At 63.7% G+C, this 15,146-nt stretch carries 13 protein-coding genes and 1 tRNA gene; 3 read left to right on the top strand and 11 right to left on the bottom strand.

Annotated elements, in window-relative coordinates; all coding sequences use genetic code 11:
* Position 1 precedes the first annotated feature (1 nt).
* The 5 genes from kdpB to MKK62_RS02845 form a co-directional block, all read right to left on the bottom strand.
* Positions 2 to 2,158, bottom strand: coding sequence for a potassium-transporting ATPase subunit KdpB (gene kdpB, locus MKK62_RS02865; RefSeq protein WP_240262500.1), 2,157 nt, complete (start codon positions 2,156 to 2,158; stop codon positions 2 to 4).
* 1 nt (position 2,159) lies between these two features.
* Positions 2,160 to 3,830: a potassium-transporting ATPase subunit KdpA gene (gene kdpA, locus MKK62_RS02860; RefSeq protein ID WP_240262501.1), complete on the bottom strand. Its 1,671-nt coding sequence runs from the start codon at positions 3,828 to 3,830 to the stop codon at positions 2,160 to 2,162.
* Positions 3,831 to 3,920 (bottom strand): potassium-transporting ATPase subunit F, encoded by a 90-nt coding sequence (locus tag MKK62_RS02855; RefSeq protein ID WP_240262502.1) that lies wholly within the window; start codon positions 3,918 to 3,920, stop codon positions 3,831 to 3,833.
* 322 nt (positions 3,921 to 4,242) lie between these two features.
* Positions 4,243 to 5,727: a sensor histidine kinase gene (locus MKK62_RS02850; RefSeq protein WP_240262503.1), complete on the bottom strand. Its 1,485-nt coding sequence runs from the start codon at positions 5,725 to 5,727 to the stop codon at positions 4,243 to 4,245.
* Positions 5,728 to 5,745: 18 nt separating this feature from the next.
* Positions 5,746 to 6,519 carry a response regulator transcription factor gene (locus tag MKK62_RS02845; protein WP_240262504.1) on the bottom strand — a complete coding sequence of 258 codons (774 nt, stop codon included), beginning with the start codon at positions 6,517 to 6,519 and terminating at the stop codon, positions 5,746 to 5,748.
* 210 nt (positions 6,520 to 6,729) lie between these two features.
* Here MKK62_RS02845 and MKK62_RS02840 point away from each other — a divergent pair, with 210 nt between their 5' ends.
* On the top strand, positions 6,730 to 8,544 hold the full coding sequence (locus tag MKK62_RS02840; RefSeq protein WP_240262505.1) for a tetratricopeptide repeat protein: 1,815 nt from the start codon (positions 6,730 to 6,732) through the stop codon (positions 8,542 to 8,544).
* An 83-nt stretch (positions 8,545 to 8,627) separates the two neighbouring features.
* Here the strand turns inward: MKK62_RS02840 and MKK62_RS02835 are convergent, their stop codons facing one another.
* The 4 genes from MKK62_RS02835 to MKK62_RS26415 all read right to left on the bottom strand — a co-directional run bounded on the left by MKK62_RS02835 (position 8,628) and on the right by MKK62_RS26415 (position 11,488).
* On the bottom strand, positions 8,628 to 8,912 hold the full coding sequence (locus MKK62_RS02835; protein WP_067336045.1) for a WXG100 family type VII secretion target: 285 nt from the start codon (positions 8,910 to 8,912) through the stop codon (positions 8,628 to 8,630).
* Between the two features lie 34 nt (positions 8,913 to 8,946).
* On the bottom strand, positions 8,947 to 9,243 hold the full coding sequence (locus tag MKK62_RS02830) for a WXG100 family type VII secretion target (RefSeq protein ID WP_240262506.1): 297 nt from the start codon (positions 9,241 to 9,243) through the stop codon (positions 8,947 to 8,949).
* 74 nt (positions 9,244 to 9,317) lie between these two features.
* The gene (locus tag MKK62_RS02825; protein ID WP_240262507.1) at positions 9,318 to 10,499 is read right to left on the bottom strand and encodes a PPE family protein; all 1,182 of its coding nucleotides are present in this window, start codon (positions 10,497 to 10,499) and stop codon (positions 9,318 to 9,320) included.
* A 74-nt stretch (positions 10,500 to 10,573) separates the two neighbouring features.
* The gene (locus MKK62_RS26415; RefSeq protein WP_286670884.1) at positions 10,574 to 11,488 is read right to left on the bottom strand and encodes a PPE family protein, SVP subgroup; all 915 of its coding nucleotides are present in this window, start codon (positions 11,486 to 11,488) and stop codon (positions 10,574 to 10,576) included.
* A gap of 239 nt (positions 11,489 to 11,727) precedes the next feature.
* On the opposite strand from MKK62_RS26415, the gene MKK62_RS02810 reads away from it, so the two are divergent.
* Together MKK62_RS02810 and MKK62_RS02805 are read left to right on the top strand one after the other, a co-directional pair.
* Positions 11,728 to 11,801, top strand: a tRNA-Leu gene (locus tag MKK62_RS02810).
* 210 nt (positions 11,802 to 12,011) lie between these two features.
* A complete protein-coding gene (locus MKK62_RS02805) occupies positions 12,012 to 12,806 on the top strand; it encodes a hypothetical protein (protein ID WP_240262508.1) in 795 nt (264 codons plus the stop codon).
* Positions 12,807 to 12,814: 8 nt separating this feature from the next.
* On the opposite strand, the gene MKK62_RS02800 is transcribed toward MKK62_RS02805, so the two are convergent.
* Both MKK62_RS02800 and MKK62_RS02795 read right to left on the bottom strand, forming a co-directional pair.
* A complete protein-coding gene (locus MKK62_RS02800) occupies positions 12,815 to 13,546 on the bottom strand; it encodes an ANP1/MMN9/VAN1 family protein (RefSeq protein ID WP_240262509.1) in 732 nt (243 codons plus the stop codon).
* Between the two features lie 40 nt (positions 13,547 to 13,586).
* Entirely contained in the window at positions 13,587 to 14,813 is a 1,227-nt protein-coding gene (locus MKK62_RS02795; RefSeq protein ID WP_240262510.1) for a class I SAM-dependent methyltransferase, read from the bottom strand.
* Positions 14,814 to 15,146 lie beyond the last annotated feature (333 nt).

The raw sequence follows: 15,146 nt of genomic DNA, 5'->3' as shown, positions 1-15,146 counted from the left end.
GTCAGCCCATCCCGGGAATGAATTGCACGACCAGGTCGATCAGCTTGATGCCGACGAACGGAGCGACGATCCCGCCGAGTCCGTACACGTAGAGGTTGCGGCTCAACAGTTTTGAGGCACTGCTGGGGGTGTAGCGAACGCCGCGTAGCGCCAGCGGTATCAGCGCCACGATGATGATCGCGTTGAAGATCACCGCTGACAGGATCGCCGACTGCGGGCTGTGCAGCCGCATGACGTTGAGCAGGTCCAGGCCCGGGAACAACGCCACGAACATGGCCGGGATGATCGCGAAGTATTTGGCGATGTCGTTGGCTATCGAGAAGGTGCTCAGCGCCCCGCGGGTGATCAACAGCTGCTTGCCGATCTCGACGATCTCGATCAGCTTGGTCGGGTCGGAATCCAGGTCGACCATGTTTCCGGCCTCTTTGGCCGCGCTGGTACCACTATTCATTGCCACGCCGACGTCGGCTTGGGCCAGCGCCGGCGCGTCGTTGGTGCCGTCACCGGTCATCGCGACCAGCCGCCCGCCCTCTTGCTCCCGCTTGATCAGCATCAGCTTGTCTTCGGGGGTGGCTTCGGCGAGGAAGTCGTCGACACCGGCCTCCTCGGCGATCGCCCGCGCGGTCAGCGGGTTGTCGCCGGTGATCATCACCGTGCGGATACCCATCTCGCGCATTTCGTCGAAGCGGGCGCGCATGCCGTGCTTGACCACGTCCTTGAGGTAGATGACACCGAGGACGTGTGCTTGTGGTCCGTCGACGACACCGACGACCAGCGGCGTCCCACCCGCGGCCGAGATGCCGTCCACGACGTCACCGAGCATGTCGGGGATGGTGCCGCCGTTGTCGCGGACCCACCTGATCACCGAGCTGGCGGCGCCCTTGCGCAATTGCCGGGTGCCGAGGTCGACGCCCGACATGCGCGTCGTCGCGGTGAATTCAACCCACTGCGCGTGGCTGAGTTCGCCCTGCGGACGTTCCCTCAGACCGTAGTTCTCCTTGGCGTACACCACGATCGAACGCCCCTCCGGGGTCTCGTCGGCGAGGCTGGACAGTTGCGCCGCGTCGGCCAGATCCTCGGCGGTGACGCCCGCGACCGGGATGAAGTCGGACGCCTCGCGGTTGCCAAGGGTGATCGTTCCCGTCTTGTCCAGCAGCAACGTATCGACGTCACCGGCGGCCTCGACCGCGCGGCCCGACATGGCCAGCACATTGCGCTGGACCAGCCGGTCCATGCCGGCGATGCCGATCGCCGACAGCAGGGCCCCGATGGTGGTGGGGATCAGGCACACCAGCAGAGCCACCAGCACCACGCCGTTGACGCCGTTGTTGCTCAGCGCCAACGTATCCGCGACGCCGGGGTTGTTGACCTTGGAGTAGATCGCCAGCGGCTGCAGGGTGGCCACCGCGAACAGAAAGATGATGGTGAGCGCGGCCAACAGGATGTTCAGGGCGATTTCGTTCGGTGTCTTCTGCCGGTTTGCGCCTTCGACGAGAGCGATCATCCGGTCGATGAAGCTTTTACCGGGCTCCTGGGTGATCCTGATGATGATGCGGTCCGACAGCACTGTGGTTCCGCCGGTGACTGCGGACCGGTCGCCGCCGGACTCCCGGATCACGGGCGCCGACTCGCCGGTGATGGCCGATTCGTTGACCGACGCGATGCCGTCGACGATCTCACCGTCCCCCGGAATGATGTCGCCGGCCTCCACGACGACCACGTCGCCCTTCTGCAACTCCGGCGCCCGGACGTCTTCCTCGGTGCCGGGATTGTCCGGTGTCCACCCACGGAGACGACGAGCGATGGTGTCCGCCTTGGACTTTCGCAGGGTGTCTGCTTGCGCCTTTCCGCGGCCTTCGGCGACGGATTCGGCGAGGTTGCCGAAAAGCACTGTCAGCCAAAGCCAGAAAACCACCAGCCAGCCGAACCACGACGAGTCCTGAATTGTCAGTACGGTCGACCAAATGGCGCCGACCTCGACGATCAGCATCACCGGGTTGCGCCAGAGGGTGCGCGGATCGAACTTGCGCAACGCATCGGGTAGTGCCTTGATCAGCAGCGCCGGATCGAGCAGTCCGCCCTGGACGCGTGCGCCGGACGCCTGCCCGCCGCGCGGGTGCTGCGTCGAGTGGACTTTGAACGACGTCGAAGTTGGCATATCAGTGGATTCCTTCAGCAAGGGGCCCGAGTGCCAGCGCCGGCAGGAACGTCAGGGCACACAGCACGACCGTGACGGCCGCGACCAGTCCGACGAACTGTGGTCGGTGGGTGGGCAACGTTCCGGGTGACTCTGGTGTGTGACCTTGCCGCGCAAGTGATCCGGCTAGCGCCAGCACCAAAATGATCGGCAGGAATCGGGCGAGCACCATCGCCAGCCCGAGCGCGGTGTTGTAGAACGTTGTATTGGCCGACAGCCCAGCGAAGGCGGACCCGTTGTTGTTCGACGCGGAGGTGAATCCGTATAGGACCTCGGACAATCCGTGTGGTCCGGTATTGGCCATCCCGGCCCGTGGGCCCGGTAGGCCCATCGCCACACCTGTGCCGAGCAGCACGAGCAGTTCGGTGACCGGGAAATAGCTTGCGGCAAGCTTCATTTCGCGCGGACGGATCTTCTTGCCGAGGTATTCCGGTGTGCGACCCACCATCAGCCCCGCGATGAACACTGTGATGACGGCCATGATCAGCATGCCGTAGAGCCCCGAGCCGACGCCACCGGGCGCGACCTCGCCGATCTGCATGTTGAAGAGCTGAATCAAGCCGCCGATGCTCGTATAGGAGTCGTGTGCCGAATCGACGGCGCCGGTCGAGGTGAGCGTGGTCAGGTCGGAGAACACCGCGGAATCGAAGACCCCGAAACGTTGCTCCACCCCCTCGGTCGCCGCGCCGATGGCGGTGGGCACCGTTCCGTGGTGGGCCAGTTGGAACGCTTCGACCAGAACCATGCTCACCGTGGCAAGCACTCCCATGACCGCGGCGATAGCGTAGCCCTGCTTTTTGCTGTCGACCATGCGTCCGAACGTGCGCGGCAGCGAGAAGCTGATGGCGGACAACAGAAAAATCTGTACCCAGTTGGTCCACCGGGTCGGATTTTCGAACGGGTGCGCTGAGTTGGCGTTGAAAAAGCCGCCGCCGTTGGTGCCGAGTTCCTTGATTGCTTCCTGGCTGGCAACCGGTCCGCCTGGAAGGGTCTGCTGTGCGCCGCTCAGCGTGGTGACCACCTGGTCGTGCAGGTGGAAATTCTGGATGACGCCGCCGGCGACCAGCACCACGGCGCCGATAAATGCCAGCGGCAGCAAGATGCGCAGGGTGCCCCGAACCAAGTCGACCCAAAAGTTGCCGATCTCAAGGGTTTTCGTCCTGGCGAAGCCGCGCACCAGGACGATTGCCACGGCGATACCCACTGCCGAGGAGACGAAGTTCTGCACCGCCAACCCGGCCATCTGAGCCAGGTGCCCCTCGGTCGACTCACCCGAATACGCCTGCCAGTTGGTGTTGGTCACGAAGCTGACCGCGGTATTCCACGCCAGTGCGGGCGTCATCGGAGTCGCCGGGTTGTGCAGGTGCAGCGGCAGTTTGTCTTGCAGCAACTCGAAGAAGAACAGGAACAGCACGCTGACGGTCGAGAACGCCAACAGGCTACGTCCGTAGGCGTACCAGGGCTGCTGGGCCTTGGGGTTGGCGCCGATCAGGCGATAGATCAGTTTCTCGACCCGCCAGTCTCGCTCCGAGGTGTAGACGTGGAACATGTAATCGCCTAGCGGCACATGGACTGCGATCACGGCCGCGACGAATAATGCGAGGAATCCGATCCCCGCGCCGGTGCTGCTCACCTAGAACCTTTCCGGGAGGTACAGAGCCGCGACTAGATAGATCGCGATCACCGCCGCAAGCGCGAGACCGATGATGTTGTCGATACTCACAGCTTCTCGACCAGCTTCTGCAGGTAGCCGAGGACGGCGAACACGGCCACCGTCAGCACGACGTAGGCAACCACTGCCATCGTTTCTCCGTTCGTGATAAGCCGGTCGGGTCGATCGGCAATCAGGTCTTGGTCCCCGCAAGCAATTTAGTCTTGACCATGAGGCCTGAAAAGAAGCTAGGCGTGTTAGCTGTGAACAGCACCATCGCTAACGATTTCTTTACAATGACCGGCCGGATTGACGTTTGCTAGATATAGCCGTTTTGCCGCTGACGAGCGTCATCCTGGTGAAGGGTGACTTGCTGGTGCCGCTGTGATGCGTACTACGCTGCCAGCGGCAGGCGCACCCGGAAAATTGTTCGGCCTGCGTCGGATTCGGCCGTCACCGAACCATTGTGCGCTTTTACGATCGAATCGACGATCGCCAGCCCGAGTCCGTTGCCCCCGCCCTCGTGTGGAGCGTCTTTTCCGCGCACGAATCGGTCGAAGAGGTGGGGGAGCAGGGTGGGATCGATATCGGGTCCGTCGTCGGCCACCACCAACTCGGCATAGGGCCCGTCGGACACTTGGCGATAGCAGGTGATCGACGTCGTCACGGTGGTGCCTGCGGGGGTGTGGACCCACCCGTTGGTCAACAGGTTGCTGACCAATTGGTGCAGGCGGTCGGAGTCGCCCCGCACCCAGACGGGGTCGTCGGGCAGGTCTTTGACCCATCGGTGGCCGGGCGCCGCCACGGTGGCGTCGTTGAACGCGTTGAGCACGACGTCGGCGAGGTCGACGTCCTCGGTGCGCAGGTCGTCGCCCTCACCCAACCGGGACAGCAGCAGGAGTTCGTCGACGAGCGAGGCCATCCGGGCCGCCTCGGACTCGATACGGGCCAGCGCGTACTCCGTCGTCGGTGGCAGCGCGGCGCTGTCTTGCCGGGTGAGCTCTGAGTAGCCCTGCAGCGCTGCCAGTGGCGTCCGTAGCTCATGACTCGCGTCGGTGATGAATTGCCGCATGCGCCGGTCGGATTCGGCCCGGTGGGCCAACGCGCTGTCGACGTTGTCCAGTAGCCGGTTGAAGGTGTGGCCGACGATTCCTACTTCGTTGTTGGGGTCGGTGTCGTCGAGGCGGACCCTCGCGGTGATGCGGTGATCATCGCCGGTGAGCGGGGTGCCGGCGACCTCGGCGGCGGTGACGGCGACGCGGCGCAGGGGTCGCAGCGCGTACCCGACCACCAGCGCGGTCAGCCCCGACGTCACCAGCAGCGCGGCCACCGAAAGGACTGTCGCACTGACGATTCGGCGGCTGATTGTCTTGTTCACCAGGTTCAGCGAGAGCCCGACCACCAATCGGTCACCGGCACTGGTGGTTTGGCTGCTGACCCGGTAAGGCCCCAGTGATCCGAGTTTCACCGTGCGGATCTCGCCGTCGTGCCACGTCTGGCCCTTGATGGCGGCGACGACGTCTGGCGAACCGGTCCGCGGGTCGTCCTCGTAGAAGACCGCGGTACCGATGACGTCGTCGTGATGGATTACGGCGATGACGTTTCCGGCGTTCTGCTCGGTGAAGCCCAGCAGCGCGGGTCCGATCGGAAGGTGTTGACCGGATTCGCCGGCCAGGTACCTGGAGTACGAATGGTCCAGCGAGTCAAGCGCTGTCGCGACGTCGGCATCGGTCATTGCATAGACGTAGGTCCGCAGGCTCAGCACCGAAATGATGCCGACGACTACGAACACGATCGTCACCACCGCCGAGACGCCAAGGACCAGTTGCTGACGAAGGGTGCGCGGCCGCCACCACCGAGTGGTCGGCGCCTCGGTCATGTCACTGCCACCTCGGTGTTACGCCGGTGGGCGGAGCATGTACCCGACGCCACGCACGGTGTGGATCATCGGCTCTCGGCCGGCATCGATCTTCTTTCGCAAGTACGAAATGTACAGATCGACGATGCTGGTGCGTCCGGCGAAGTCGTAGTTCCACACCCTGTCCAGGATCTCGGTGCGGGTCAGCGCGCGGCGTGGGTTGCGCATCAGGAAGCGCAGCAGCTCGAATTCGGTCGAGGACAACGAGATCAGCGAGCCCGCTCGGTGCACTTCATGGCTCGCGCCGTCAAGGGTGAGATCGCCGATCGTCAGGCTTTCTTCGGCGGGGGGCGCCAGGTGATTGGAGCGCCGCAGCAGACCCCGCAGCCGCGCGACAAGCTCTTCGAGACTGAACGGCTTGGTCATGTAGTCGTCGGCGCCAGCGGTCAGGCCGGTCACTCGATCCATCACCGAGTCCCTCGCCGTCAAGAACAGGGTGGGGGTGTAGGGCCCCTGTTGGCGGACCCTGTGCAGGATTTCCAGACCATCGATATCGGGGAGCATGATGTCGAGAACGAGCACGTCGGGTTCGACCTGGTCGAATTTGCTCACGGCCTCTCGTCCGTTGTGGGCGACCTCGACCGTCCAGCCTTCGTAATGCAGGGCCATCTTGACCAGATTGGTCAGGGCGGGTTCGTCGTCGACGAGCAATACCCGGATCGGTGATCCGTCATCCCGGCTGATCCTGGGGAGCTGACCGAGGATGGCTTGACGCGGCCGCTGCTCGCGCGTGGATCCCGACATGACTGCCATGCTTCCCGATTCTTCCTCCCCCACAGGGCATTGTCACGAAGCTCATACCGATCTCAAATGTATGCGCTATCTGGCTGACCTGCGGCGACGGGCCGGGCGACCCGTCGTTTGCACCGATTATTTGACACCCGTTGTATTGCAAACGCCGTCCGGCGAACAGTGTGGTCATCGGGTAGCGTTCGGAGACAATTGGGGTCTTCAGGAGGGCGTATGTCGGTCGTCGAGCCGATCATTGTCGTCCTCGGTCCATGGTGCGGCGGCACGTCGGCGGTCGCCAAGGTTCTCCATCATCTCGGTGTGCTGATGGGCACACGGTTCGACGTAGCTGTGCGTGAACTCGAGGACACCTGGGAGGACTCGGATTTGAGCATGTTGTGCCGCCGAGCTTTCAGCACGCCCGGTGCGCAGCTGCAAATGGACGCTGCCGTTTTCGAAGCGATGCTGCAGGGCTGGGCCGACAACCATCGCCGTGCAGCCGCCATGGCGGGCCGGCGGCCAGGCGCCAAGCACCCCGTGCTCTGCGTCGGTATCGACCATCTTCGGGCCGGCTGGGGCCCGATTGTGCCGGTTGTCGTGGAACGGCCCGCCGAGAAGGTCGTGGCCTCGCTGAATCGACTGGGGTGGTGGAAGGACGAGCAAGAACGCGTGGAGTCAACGCAGCGCCTGATTGCCGCCCGCGACCAAGCGCTCGTCGATTCACCAACGGTGCGAGTCGATTTCGAAGAGCTTCGCGCCACGCCGGCGGTCGCGATCCGGCGACTCGCCGACGAGCTGAACCTCGACATCACCGAGGAGCAGTTTCAGGATGCGGTCAACAGTGTGGTGGGAAAGCAGAATATGCCGCAGGATGTCGATCCCCACCAGCAATTGATCGATCAGTACCTGCCGCAGGTCCAGAACGATCCCGACAACCCGCTGCCGGTGCATCTGCTGGCTCAGACCTACTTCCTCAAGAAAGATTTCGCCAACGCGCGCAAGTACTCCGAGCGTCTCATCGAGATCGGCGTGGAGGAAGAAGACGAATTCATCGCGAGGCTTCGTATTGCTCAGTCGATGGAGAACCTCGACGTGCCGTGGCTCGAGGTTCAGGACGCCTACCTCAGAGCGTGGGAGTTTCGCCCGCATCGCGCCGAGCCTTTTTTCCGCATCGCTCGAAACCTTCGGGCCCAAGGCCGTCACCGGCTCGCTTATTTGTTTGCGAAGCTGGCCGCCGAGGTGCCGCTGCCGGCCGGCGACATGATCATCAACGATCCGGCCCTCTACGCCTGGCGCGCTCTCGACGAGCAGGCGGTCTGCGCGTCCCAGCTGGGCCAGCACGCTGAGTCGTTCGCGTTGTGCCGGCGGCTGTTAGAGCAAGACGGCATCCCTGACGAACATCGCAACAGGATTGCCGCCAACCGCGACGTGGCCGTCCCCGCCATGCTCGAAGCGTCGAAGCAGTATCCGGAAGCCTTGGTGCGCAGTCTGACCGGGATGCAGCGCGACTTTGTCGAGGTGACAATCAGTACGGTGGCCGGACGGACGCCGGCTGAGACGGAAGCGACGTTGAACTCGGTGCTGAACTGCTGCCGCGACGTAGCCTATGTGGGCCGATTCCTGGTGTTCGACCACGGTGACTCGCCGGACCGCACAGTCCTGCGACATCGATTTCCGTTCCTCGACTTCGTCGAATGTCCGCCCGGTGTCGACCTCCGCGAACACATTCAGGGGCGTTACTGGCTGCACGTGGACCCGGGCTGGCTCTTCTTCGCCCCCGACAACTACATCACTCGGCTCGCGTCCGTTTTCAGCGCGGAGCCCTATGTGTTCCAGGTAGGTGTCAACTTCGCGGACGCGACAACACTCACCGGCGCAAGCGCTTTCGAAAAGGATGTGCGGCGCGCCCAGAACACCGGCCGCTACGTGATGACTGACGTAATGACAGACGGCCCCGCGATGTTCGACACCGAACGGCTCGATCGCGCCGATGAAAACTCGACGATCGCCACGCTCGACGAGGTGCTCTGTCTCTATTCCGCCGATTGAGATTCAGCCGCAACGGTTTTCGCCGTAAACATGACTGTGGCCCGCACACCAGAGTGTGCGGGCCACAGTGCGTGGTACGGGTGTCAGGCCCAGCTGGATCCGACGGCGGAGTCGGTCGACGACATGTTGTTGCCTGCCGTCTGGACCTTCTGGCCGTGGGAGTTGGCTTGTTCGTAGATGACCTGGAAGTTGCGGCCCAACTGGGTGATGAACTCCTGGCAGGCCACCGAACCCGAGCCACCCCAGAAGTCACCGGCGGCCAGCACATCGCGAACGATGCTCTGGTGCTCGGCCTCCAGGGAAGCGGCCTGGGCGCGGATCAGGGCGCCGTGGGCATCCACGTCACCGAACTGGTAGCTGATCGACATGAGTGTTCTCCTAAGTAGTTTCGGTGTCGGTGGATTAGCTGGACAGGATCTGCTGCGAGGCCTGCTCTTGGGTCTCGTAGTTGTTCGCGTCGCGGATCAGGCCGTCGCGCACACCGTGCAGCATGTTCACGATGTTGCGGAACGCGGTGTTCATCTGGCCCATGGTGTCGTAGCTGGTGGCCTGAGCATTACCGCTCCAGCCGGCGCCGGCGATGTTCTGGCTCGACGCCCACATCTTGCGGGCCTCGTCCTCCACGGTCTGCGCGTGGACGTCGAAACGTCCCGCCATCGCCCGCATTTCGTGCGGGTCAGTCATAAAACGAGTAGGCATAACTTCTTCTCCTTATTTGTGGTGGTGGTGGTGGTTGTGTCCGATGAAGGCGACATCGCCTCCGGCGAATGTCTCTAGATGAGCACCTTCGGCATGACCTTGGGCTTGGTGCCGTAGCGAGGCCCGCTCAGGCCCAGACCCGACTTCCCGCCGGCCGAGGCCATTCCGGGCATGATGCCCGGCGCTCCGCCGGTGCCGGTGGCGGCCTCGTCGACGGCGGCAGTCCAGCCGCTGCCGGACAGCACGCTCTCGTTGGCGGCGAGGGTTGCGGGAGTGCTGGGTGCCCAGCTCGCCGGCACCGACATCCCACCGACGGAACCCGCCTCGCCCATCCCGGCCAGCGTTGCGCCGCCGACTCCGGACGTCGAACCCGCCAGCGTCGTGCCGAAGCCCAGGCCGGCGCCCAGCGGCGTTGCATCGCCGATCGTGACACCGAAGGGAGCACCCGCGATGAAGTGGTTCAAGGTTCCCAGCGCGGACGCCATCATCATGATGCACCAGGAGAGCGTCACGTCAGCGGAGTTGAATCCGTTGGAGATCAGCGGAACTCCCCAGAAGTTCTGGATCGCCTGGTACAGGTTGCCCAGCTCGCTGGTCACGTCGGCCGGCTGAGCCGCCGCGCTCGACGCGCCCTGCAGGCTGCTGAGCAGCCCGTTCGCGCCGCTGTTCGCCCCGTTGGTCGCCGCAGAGCTGCCGACGGCAGCGGACTGCGCTGCCGACCCGCCCGGGTTGGTGGACTGGGTCGGCTCGGTCAACGGCGTCACCTGAGCGGTGGTGGCCGCGCTGGCTGCGTAGGTGCTCATCGCCGTGGCGTCCTGCGCCCAGAACTCGGCGTACATCGCCTCGTTGGCGGCGATCGCCGGCGTGTTCTGGCCGAGGATGTTGGTCGCGACCAGAATCGCCAGCTGAGCCCGGTTGGCGTAGACCACCGGAGGCGGAATGGAGGCAGAGAACGCCGCCTCGTAGGCCGCCGCGGAGGCGGTCGCCTTCGAAGCCGCTTCGGCAAGCTGAGCCGACGTGGTTTGCAGCCATTCAACGTTCTGCTGCGCCGACGCGGCCATCGCGGTGGACGACGGGCCCGTCCACACCGAACTCAGCTCGCTGATCACCGATTCGTATGCGGCCGCGTTCGTGCTGAGCTCCGAGCTCAGCGAGCCGAACGTGGCCGCCGCGGCCATCAGCGGTCCCGCGCCGGCGCCCGAGTAGATAAGGGTGGAGTTGACCTCTGGGGGTCGAGCTGCAAAGTCAAAAGCCATTTCTTCGATCCTGTCTATCGAGGGTTATGGGAGTGAATGGGGTTGTGGGCGTGCGACTTCGGGGCCGAGAGCGGCTACGCCATCGTCGGCTTCGGCACCAGCGGCATGACCTTCGGCTTGACGCCGTAGCGCGGGGCACCGAAGCTCGAGCCGCCGCGACCGCCGTTGGCGACCGCCGGCATGCCGGCAACCCCGTTCATGCCACCCGCGGCGGGCGTAGCAGCGCTGAACGTCTGCGACGCGAGCGTGACGGGAGCGCCACCGGCCGCTGGGAGACCGGCGCCGCCGGCCCAGCTCGGCGGCACCGACAGAGAGCCGATCGACGACCCGGCGCCGGCCGAGGCCAGAATGGGAGCGGCGCCCGCCGCCCCTGCGCCGCCCATGCCGACCGGAGTGACATCGGTAGCCAGGGCCGACCCGAGGCCGCCGATGTCGGCACCAGCCGTCGCGGGCCCGGCCAGCGCGGTGAGAAGACCACCACCGCCGAGGCCGATGAGGTCCGAACCGGCCGACGCCCAGTTACCGATGTTGATGTTGACGAGGTTGCCGATGTTGCTGCTCAGCTGGCCGACGAGACCGCTCGTCAGGAACCCGGTGATGCCGGAGATGAGTCCGGTCAGGCTGCTGATGGCGTCCGCGGGCTGCGCGGCAGCCGACGACGCAGACTGTGCGCTGTTCGCCAGCTGGTTCGCCGCGGCGCCCGCCTGGTTGTTGGCCTCTGTCTCCTGGTAGGAGCTCGAGCTCTGGCCTAGCAGCTGGTTGAACTGCTGCTGGATGGCCTCTGCCTGGGCGCTGACCGTCTGGTACATCTGCCCGTAGGTCGTGAACACCCCTGCCTGCAGGATTGATACTTCGTCCGAAGCGGCGGGCACGATATCCGTCGTGGAGGCGGCTGCGCCGGTACTTGCCGCGGTGAAGGAGTTGGTAAGCCCCTCAAGCTGCTGCGCGGCAGCCGCGATCGCCGCAGGCTGGGTATTCACGAAGGCCATGTAAGTCTCCTGGTGTAAAAAGACCGACCCTGACGAGGTCGGCCACGATGATCAATGCGTGGGTTTTGGTCGGGCTTCACTGGCGTCCACGCGACTACCTTCGCGGAGATTTGGGCCCCTTGCCCAGCGGGTTAATGGCTTCTTAACAAGGACGCTTAATTTTTAACAAGACCCAGATGGCGTCCTGCGGCAACGGGCCTAGGGCGGAATCTGGCGTTAACACGCTAAATTCGGCGCTGGCCCCCATAGCCCAATTGGCAGAGGCAGCGGACTTAAAATCCGCCCAGTGTCGGTTCGAGTCCGACTGGGGGCACGGTCGCGCAACCGGCAGCCACTCCCTGCGTCGCGCGGCTCATGTCGTGTTCTGATGTGAGGCTGGAATTCTCACATAATCGGGGCTGGCCTGAGCACGGCGTGCCGATAATCTTGACGATCTCTTAACGCTGCCCGCGTGCCGATCTGTGCCGCACCGCAGATCTGGCGGCTGACCACGGGCCGTCACCGTAAGTCATATAGTTTGCCGATGCTTGACGAAATTCCGGGCTCAGGTCCCGTCGCGGAGCAGAGCCAGGGTTCAAGTACGACCGGTCCGACCGTCTTCATCGCCACGCCCATGTACGGCGGGATGGCGACCGGAACCTACACGTGGTCCCTGGCGCAGACACCGGTGATCTTCATGCGCAGTGGGGTAGGCCTGCTGTACCAATACCGCACCAGCGACGCGTTGGTGGCGAACTCCAGGAACCACCTGGCCAAGCAGTTTCTCGAGACGTCGGCCACGCATTTGATGTGGATCGACGCCGACATCGGTTTCAACGGTTTGGACATCGTCAGCATGCTGGTCGCGGACGAGGACATCGTGTGCGGGCTATATCCGAAAAAAGCCATTGACTGGAACCGCGTCGCACGCGCTGTGAACGACGGCGTGCCACCCCACGAACTGCACCGCCACGTCGGTACTTTCGTCATCAACGTCCTCGAGGGCGACGACGCCGACGTAGACGCCAGCTCGGGTGATGTCGTGGAGATCACCGCTGGGGGAACCGGTTTCATGCTCGTCAAGCGCAGAGTCTTCGAGGCCTTGCAGGACCAGGTGCCGTCCTACGTGGTGGGCGGCCAAACCATCAAGGAGTTCTACAAGGTCGATATCGAGGCTGGTACGAATCGGCTGGTGTCCGAGGACTATTACTTCTGTTTCCTTGCGCGCAGTTGCGGTTTCAAGGTCTTCGCGGCCCCCTGGGTGCATCTGACGCACACCGGTCCGTACGAATACGACAGCGAGCTACAACCGAATTGGCTGGTAAATCCAAGCCTTTGAGCTGACGCCTATTGTGCGCTGCCGTGTCCGAAGATGTACGTGCCCGTGTGGTTTAGCCGCACCCACGAAGCGGCGTAGATCGCGAACCCGCGGTCACGAGCCAGTTTGCAGAAGTGGTAGTCCTCGGAAAGCAGGCTGTTGCCGGAGTCGCGATCGATGCTGACGGCGTAGAACTCTTTGATCTCGATGCCCGGTGTGGAGCCGTCCACGTAGGACGGTGCGTCCGGAGCGAGGACTTCGAACACATTTCGCTTGATCAGCATGAATCCGGTTCCGGCATTGGCGATTTCGATGAGCCCGTCGGCCGTCACCCGATCTTGGGAGTTGTCGACGAGGTTTACGACCAGGGAACGTTCGTGCTCAGGCAGGCGTTCGGGCGGTACGCCGGCGCTCGCTGCGCGCGCCACCGCGTTCCAGTTGATCTCCTTCTTCGGGTAGATCCCGCACACGATGTCTTTATCGGCCTGCACCATCTTGATGATGTCGGTCGGATCGAAGCCGATGTCCGCGTCGATCCACATCAGATGTGTAGCAGTCGAATTGAGGAACTGGTGGGTCAAATAATTCCGGGCACGGGTCACGAGGCTGTCGTTGACGGCGCAGCTGAAGTTCAGCCCGACGCCCGATCGGAAGAATATGCCGGGGGCGTGAGCTAGTGACATCGCATAGGCGGCCGAAGCCATGCCGCCGTACATCGGAGTGGCGATGAAGACGCGAGGCCCGGCGCTGACCGGCCCCATGTCGAGAGTCTGTCCTGCAGACGGTTCGTCAGGTGGCACGTCAGTTCTCCCGCCCCTCGCGGTTGAGCGCCATCGCGACGAAGTCGACCCGCCACAGCGTTTGGAACAGCTGACGTACGAACGACTCCACTTCGGCTGTGGCGTTGCCCGATTCGCCATGTTGAACGAGGGCCGAGCGGATGATCTCGCGGATCGATCGGCGGCCATCGACCAATTGGACGAAGGGAAGCTGTGCTGCGTTCAGGCCGATACGCGAACCCGGCCAATAGATCTCGTTTCCCTCGATGCCGCAGCGATAGCGGAATACCGGGATGTAGTCGAGTGCCGCAGGATCTGAAAAGTCGATGCGATAGCTGTCTGCGGGCCGCTCCGGGTGGCACGCCATGAAGAAATGGCAGCCGTTCATCGTCTGCAGTCGCTCCATCACCGACCAGATCCTGGTTTCGGGCAGACCGTTGACGGCGGGATAGTAAGTGGCGGGCTGCCCGGCCAGATCCTGCGGGTAGTACGGCGTCTTGTGATACCAACCCTGGAACACCAACGCCGCCGATTCGACGAACTCGATGCATTCGTCGACCGTGTAGCTGCGCGCCCGACCGTGCAAGAACGTGTCCACCAGGGCCGCATCATCCTGCAGGTCACCGGCCCGCCGCAGATAGCTGTTGACGGGGTGGTCTTCCGGCAACGTGGCGATGGTGTCTTTGACAATCTGCAGCGAGGCCTCGTCCTGGCCGAGGCCCATGTCGCGGAAGACCGACTCCAGCAGCTCGACCCCGATTCGACCGTGCTTGCCGTACAGCATCAGAGCCATGACCCCGTCCGGCCGCAGGCACCCGGTCAGGGCCTTCAGGCCGACCAGCGGATCGGCCATGTGATGCAAGACGCCGGTCGACACGACGAGGTCGAACTGACGCCCGAGGGTCGAGAGCTCCTCGATCGGAAGCAGGTGTAATCCGAGATTGTGCAGTGCGTGCTTGTCTTTGAGGTAATGCTGGTGATCGAGCGAGGCCTGGCTGATGTCGACCCCGACCACCTGCGCCTCGGGATTGCCGAACGCCAAGACCGCGGCCTGGTTGGTGCCGCAACCGGCGACCAAGATATCAAGATCTGCGCGGTAGTCGCGGTCGGGCCAGAAGATCCGGTGCGCGTGAGCGGGGTCGAACCAATCCCAGTTGCCGACGCTCCAGGCGTCGAGATCGGTTATGGGAGGCGGATACCTCCACCGCTCGTACTGGCGGCTGACCACGTCGTCGCGCGCGTCACCCATCGGGGGATTATCAAACACAGTCGGTAGCCCGGCAAAGTGGCAGCCGACAGCGTGTCGTCGCCTGTGATGTTCGACTCTTCTGCAAGAAACTCTAAGAATGCCGGAATCCGGTGATTTTGTACCGAGTCAAATCGAGCTTTAGTTAAGAGCGGGCACGCTGGCGAAACCGGCGGTTGAATCGTCGTTCCGAAACCGCTTGTGGGACTGGATAAATATTGGTTAAGGATGGGCTGAGTTGCAGGAGTGACGCGGGCGACAGCGGGTGAAAACGCGCTCATTTGCGCTGATTTCAGCCGCTAGACTCGGTCGGCAGCCGCGCTCATCGCGCGAGTG

It is taken from the genome of Mycobacterium paraterrae, assembly GCF_022430545.2.
GTDB classification, from domain to species: Bacteria; Actinomycetota; Actinomycetes; order Mycobacteriales; family Mycobacteriaceae; genus Mycobacterium; species Mycobacterium paraterrae.
The sequence above is the reverse complement of the archived record's forward strand: the minus strand, read 5'-3'. Positions and strand labels throughout refer to the sequence as shown.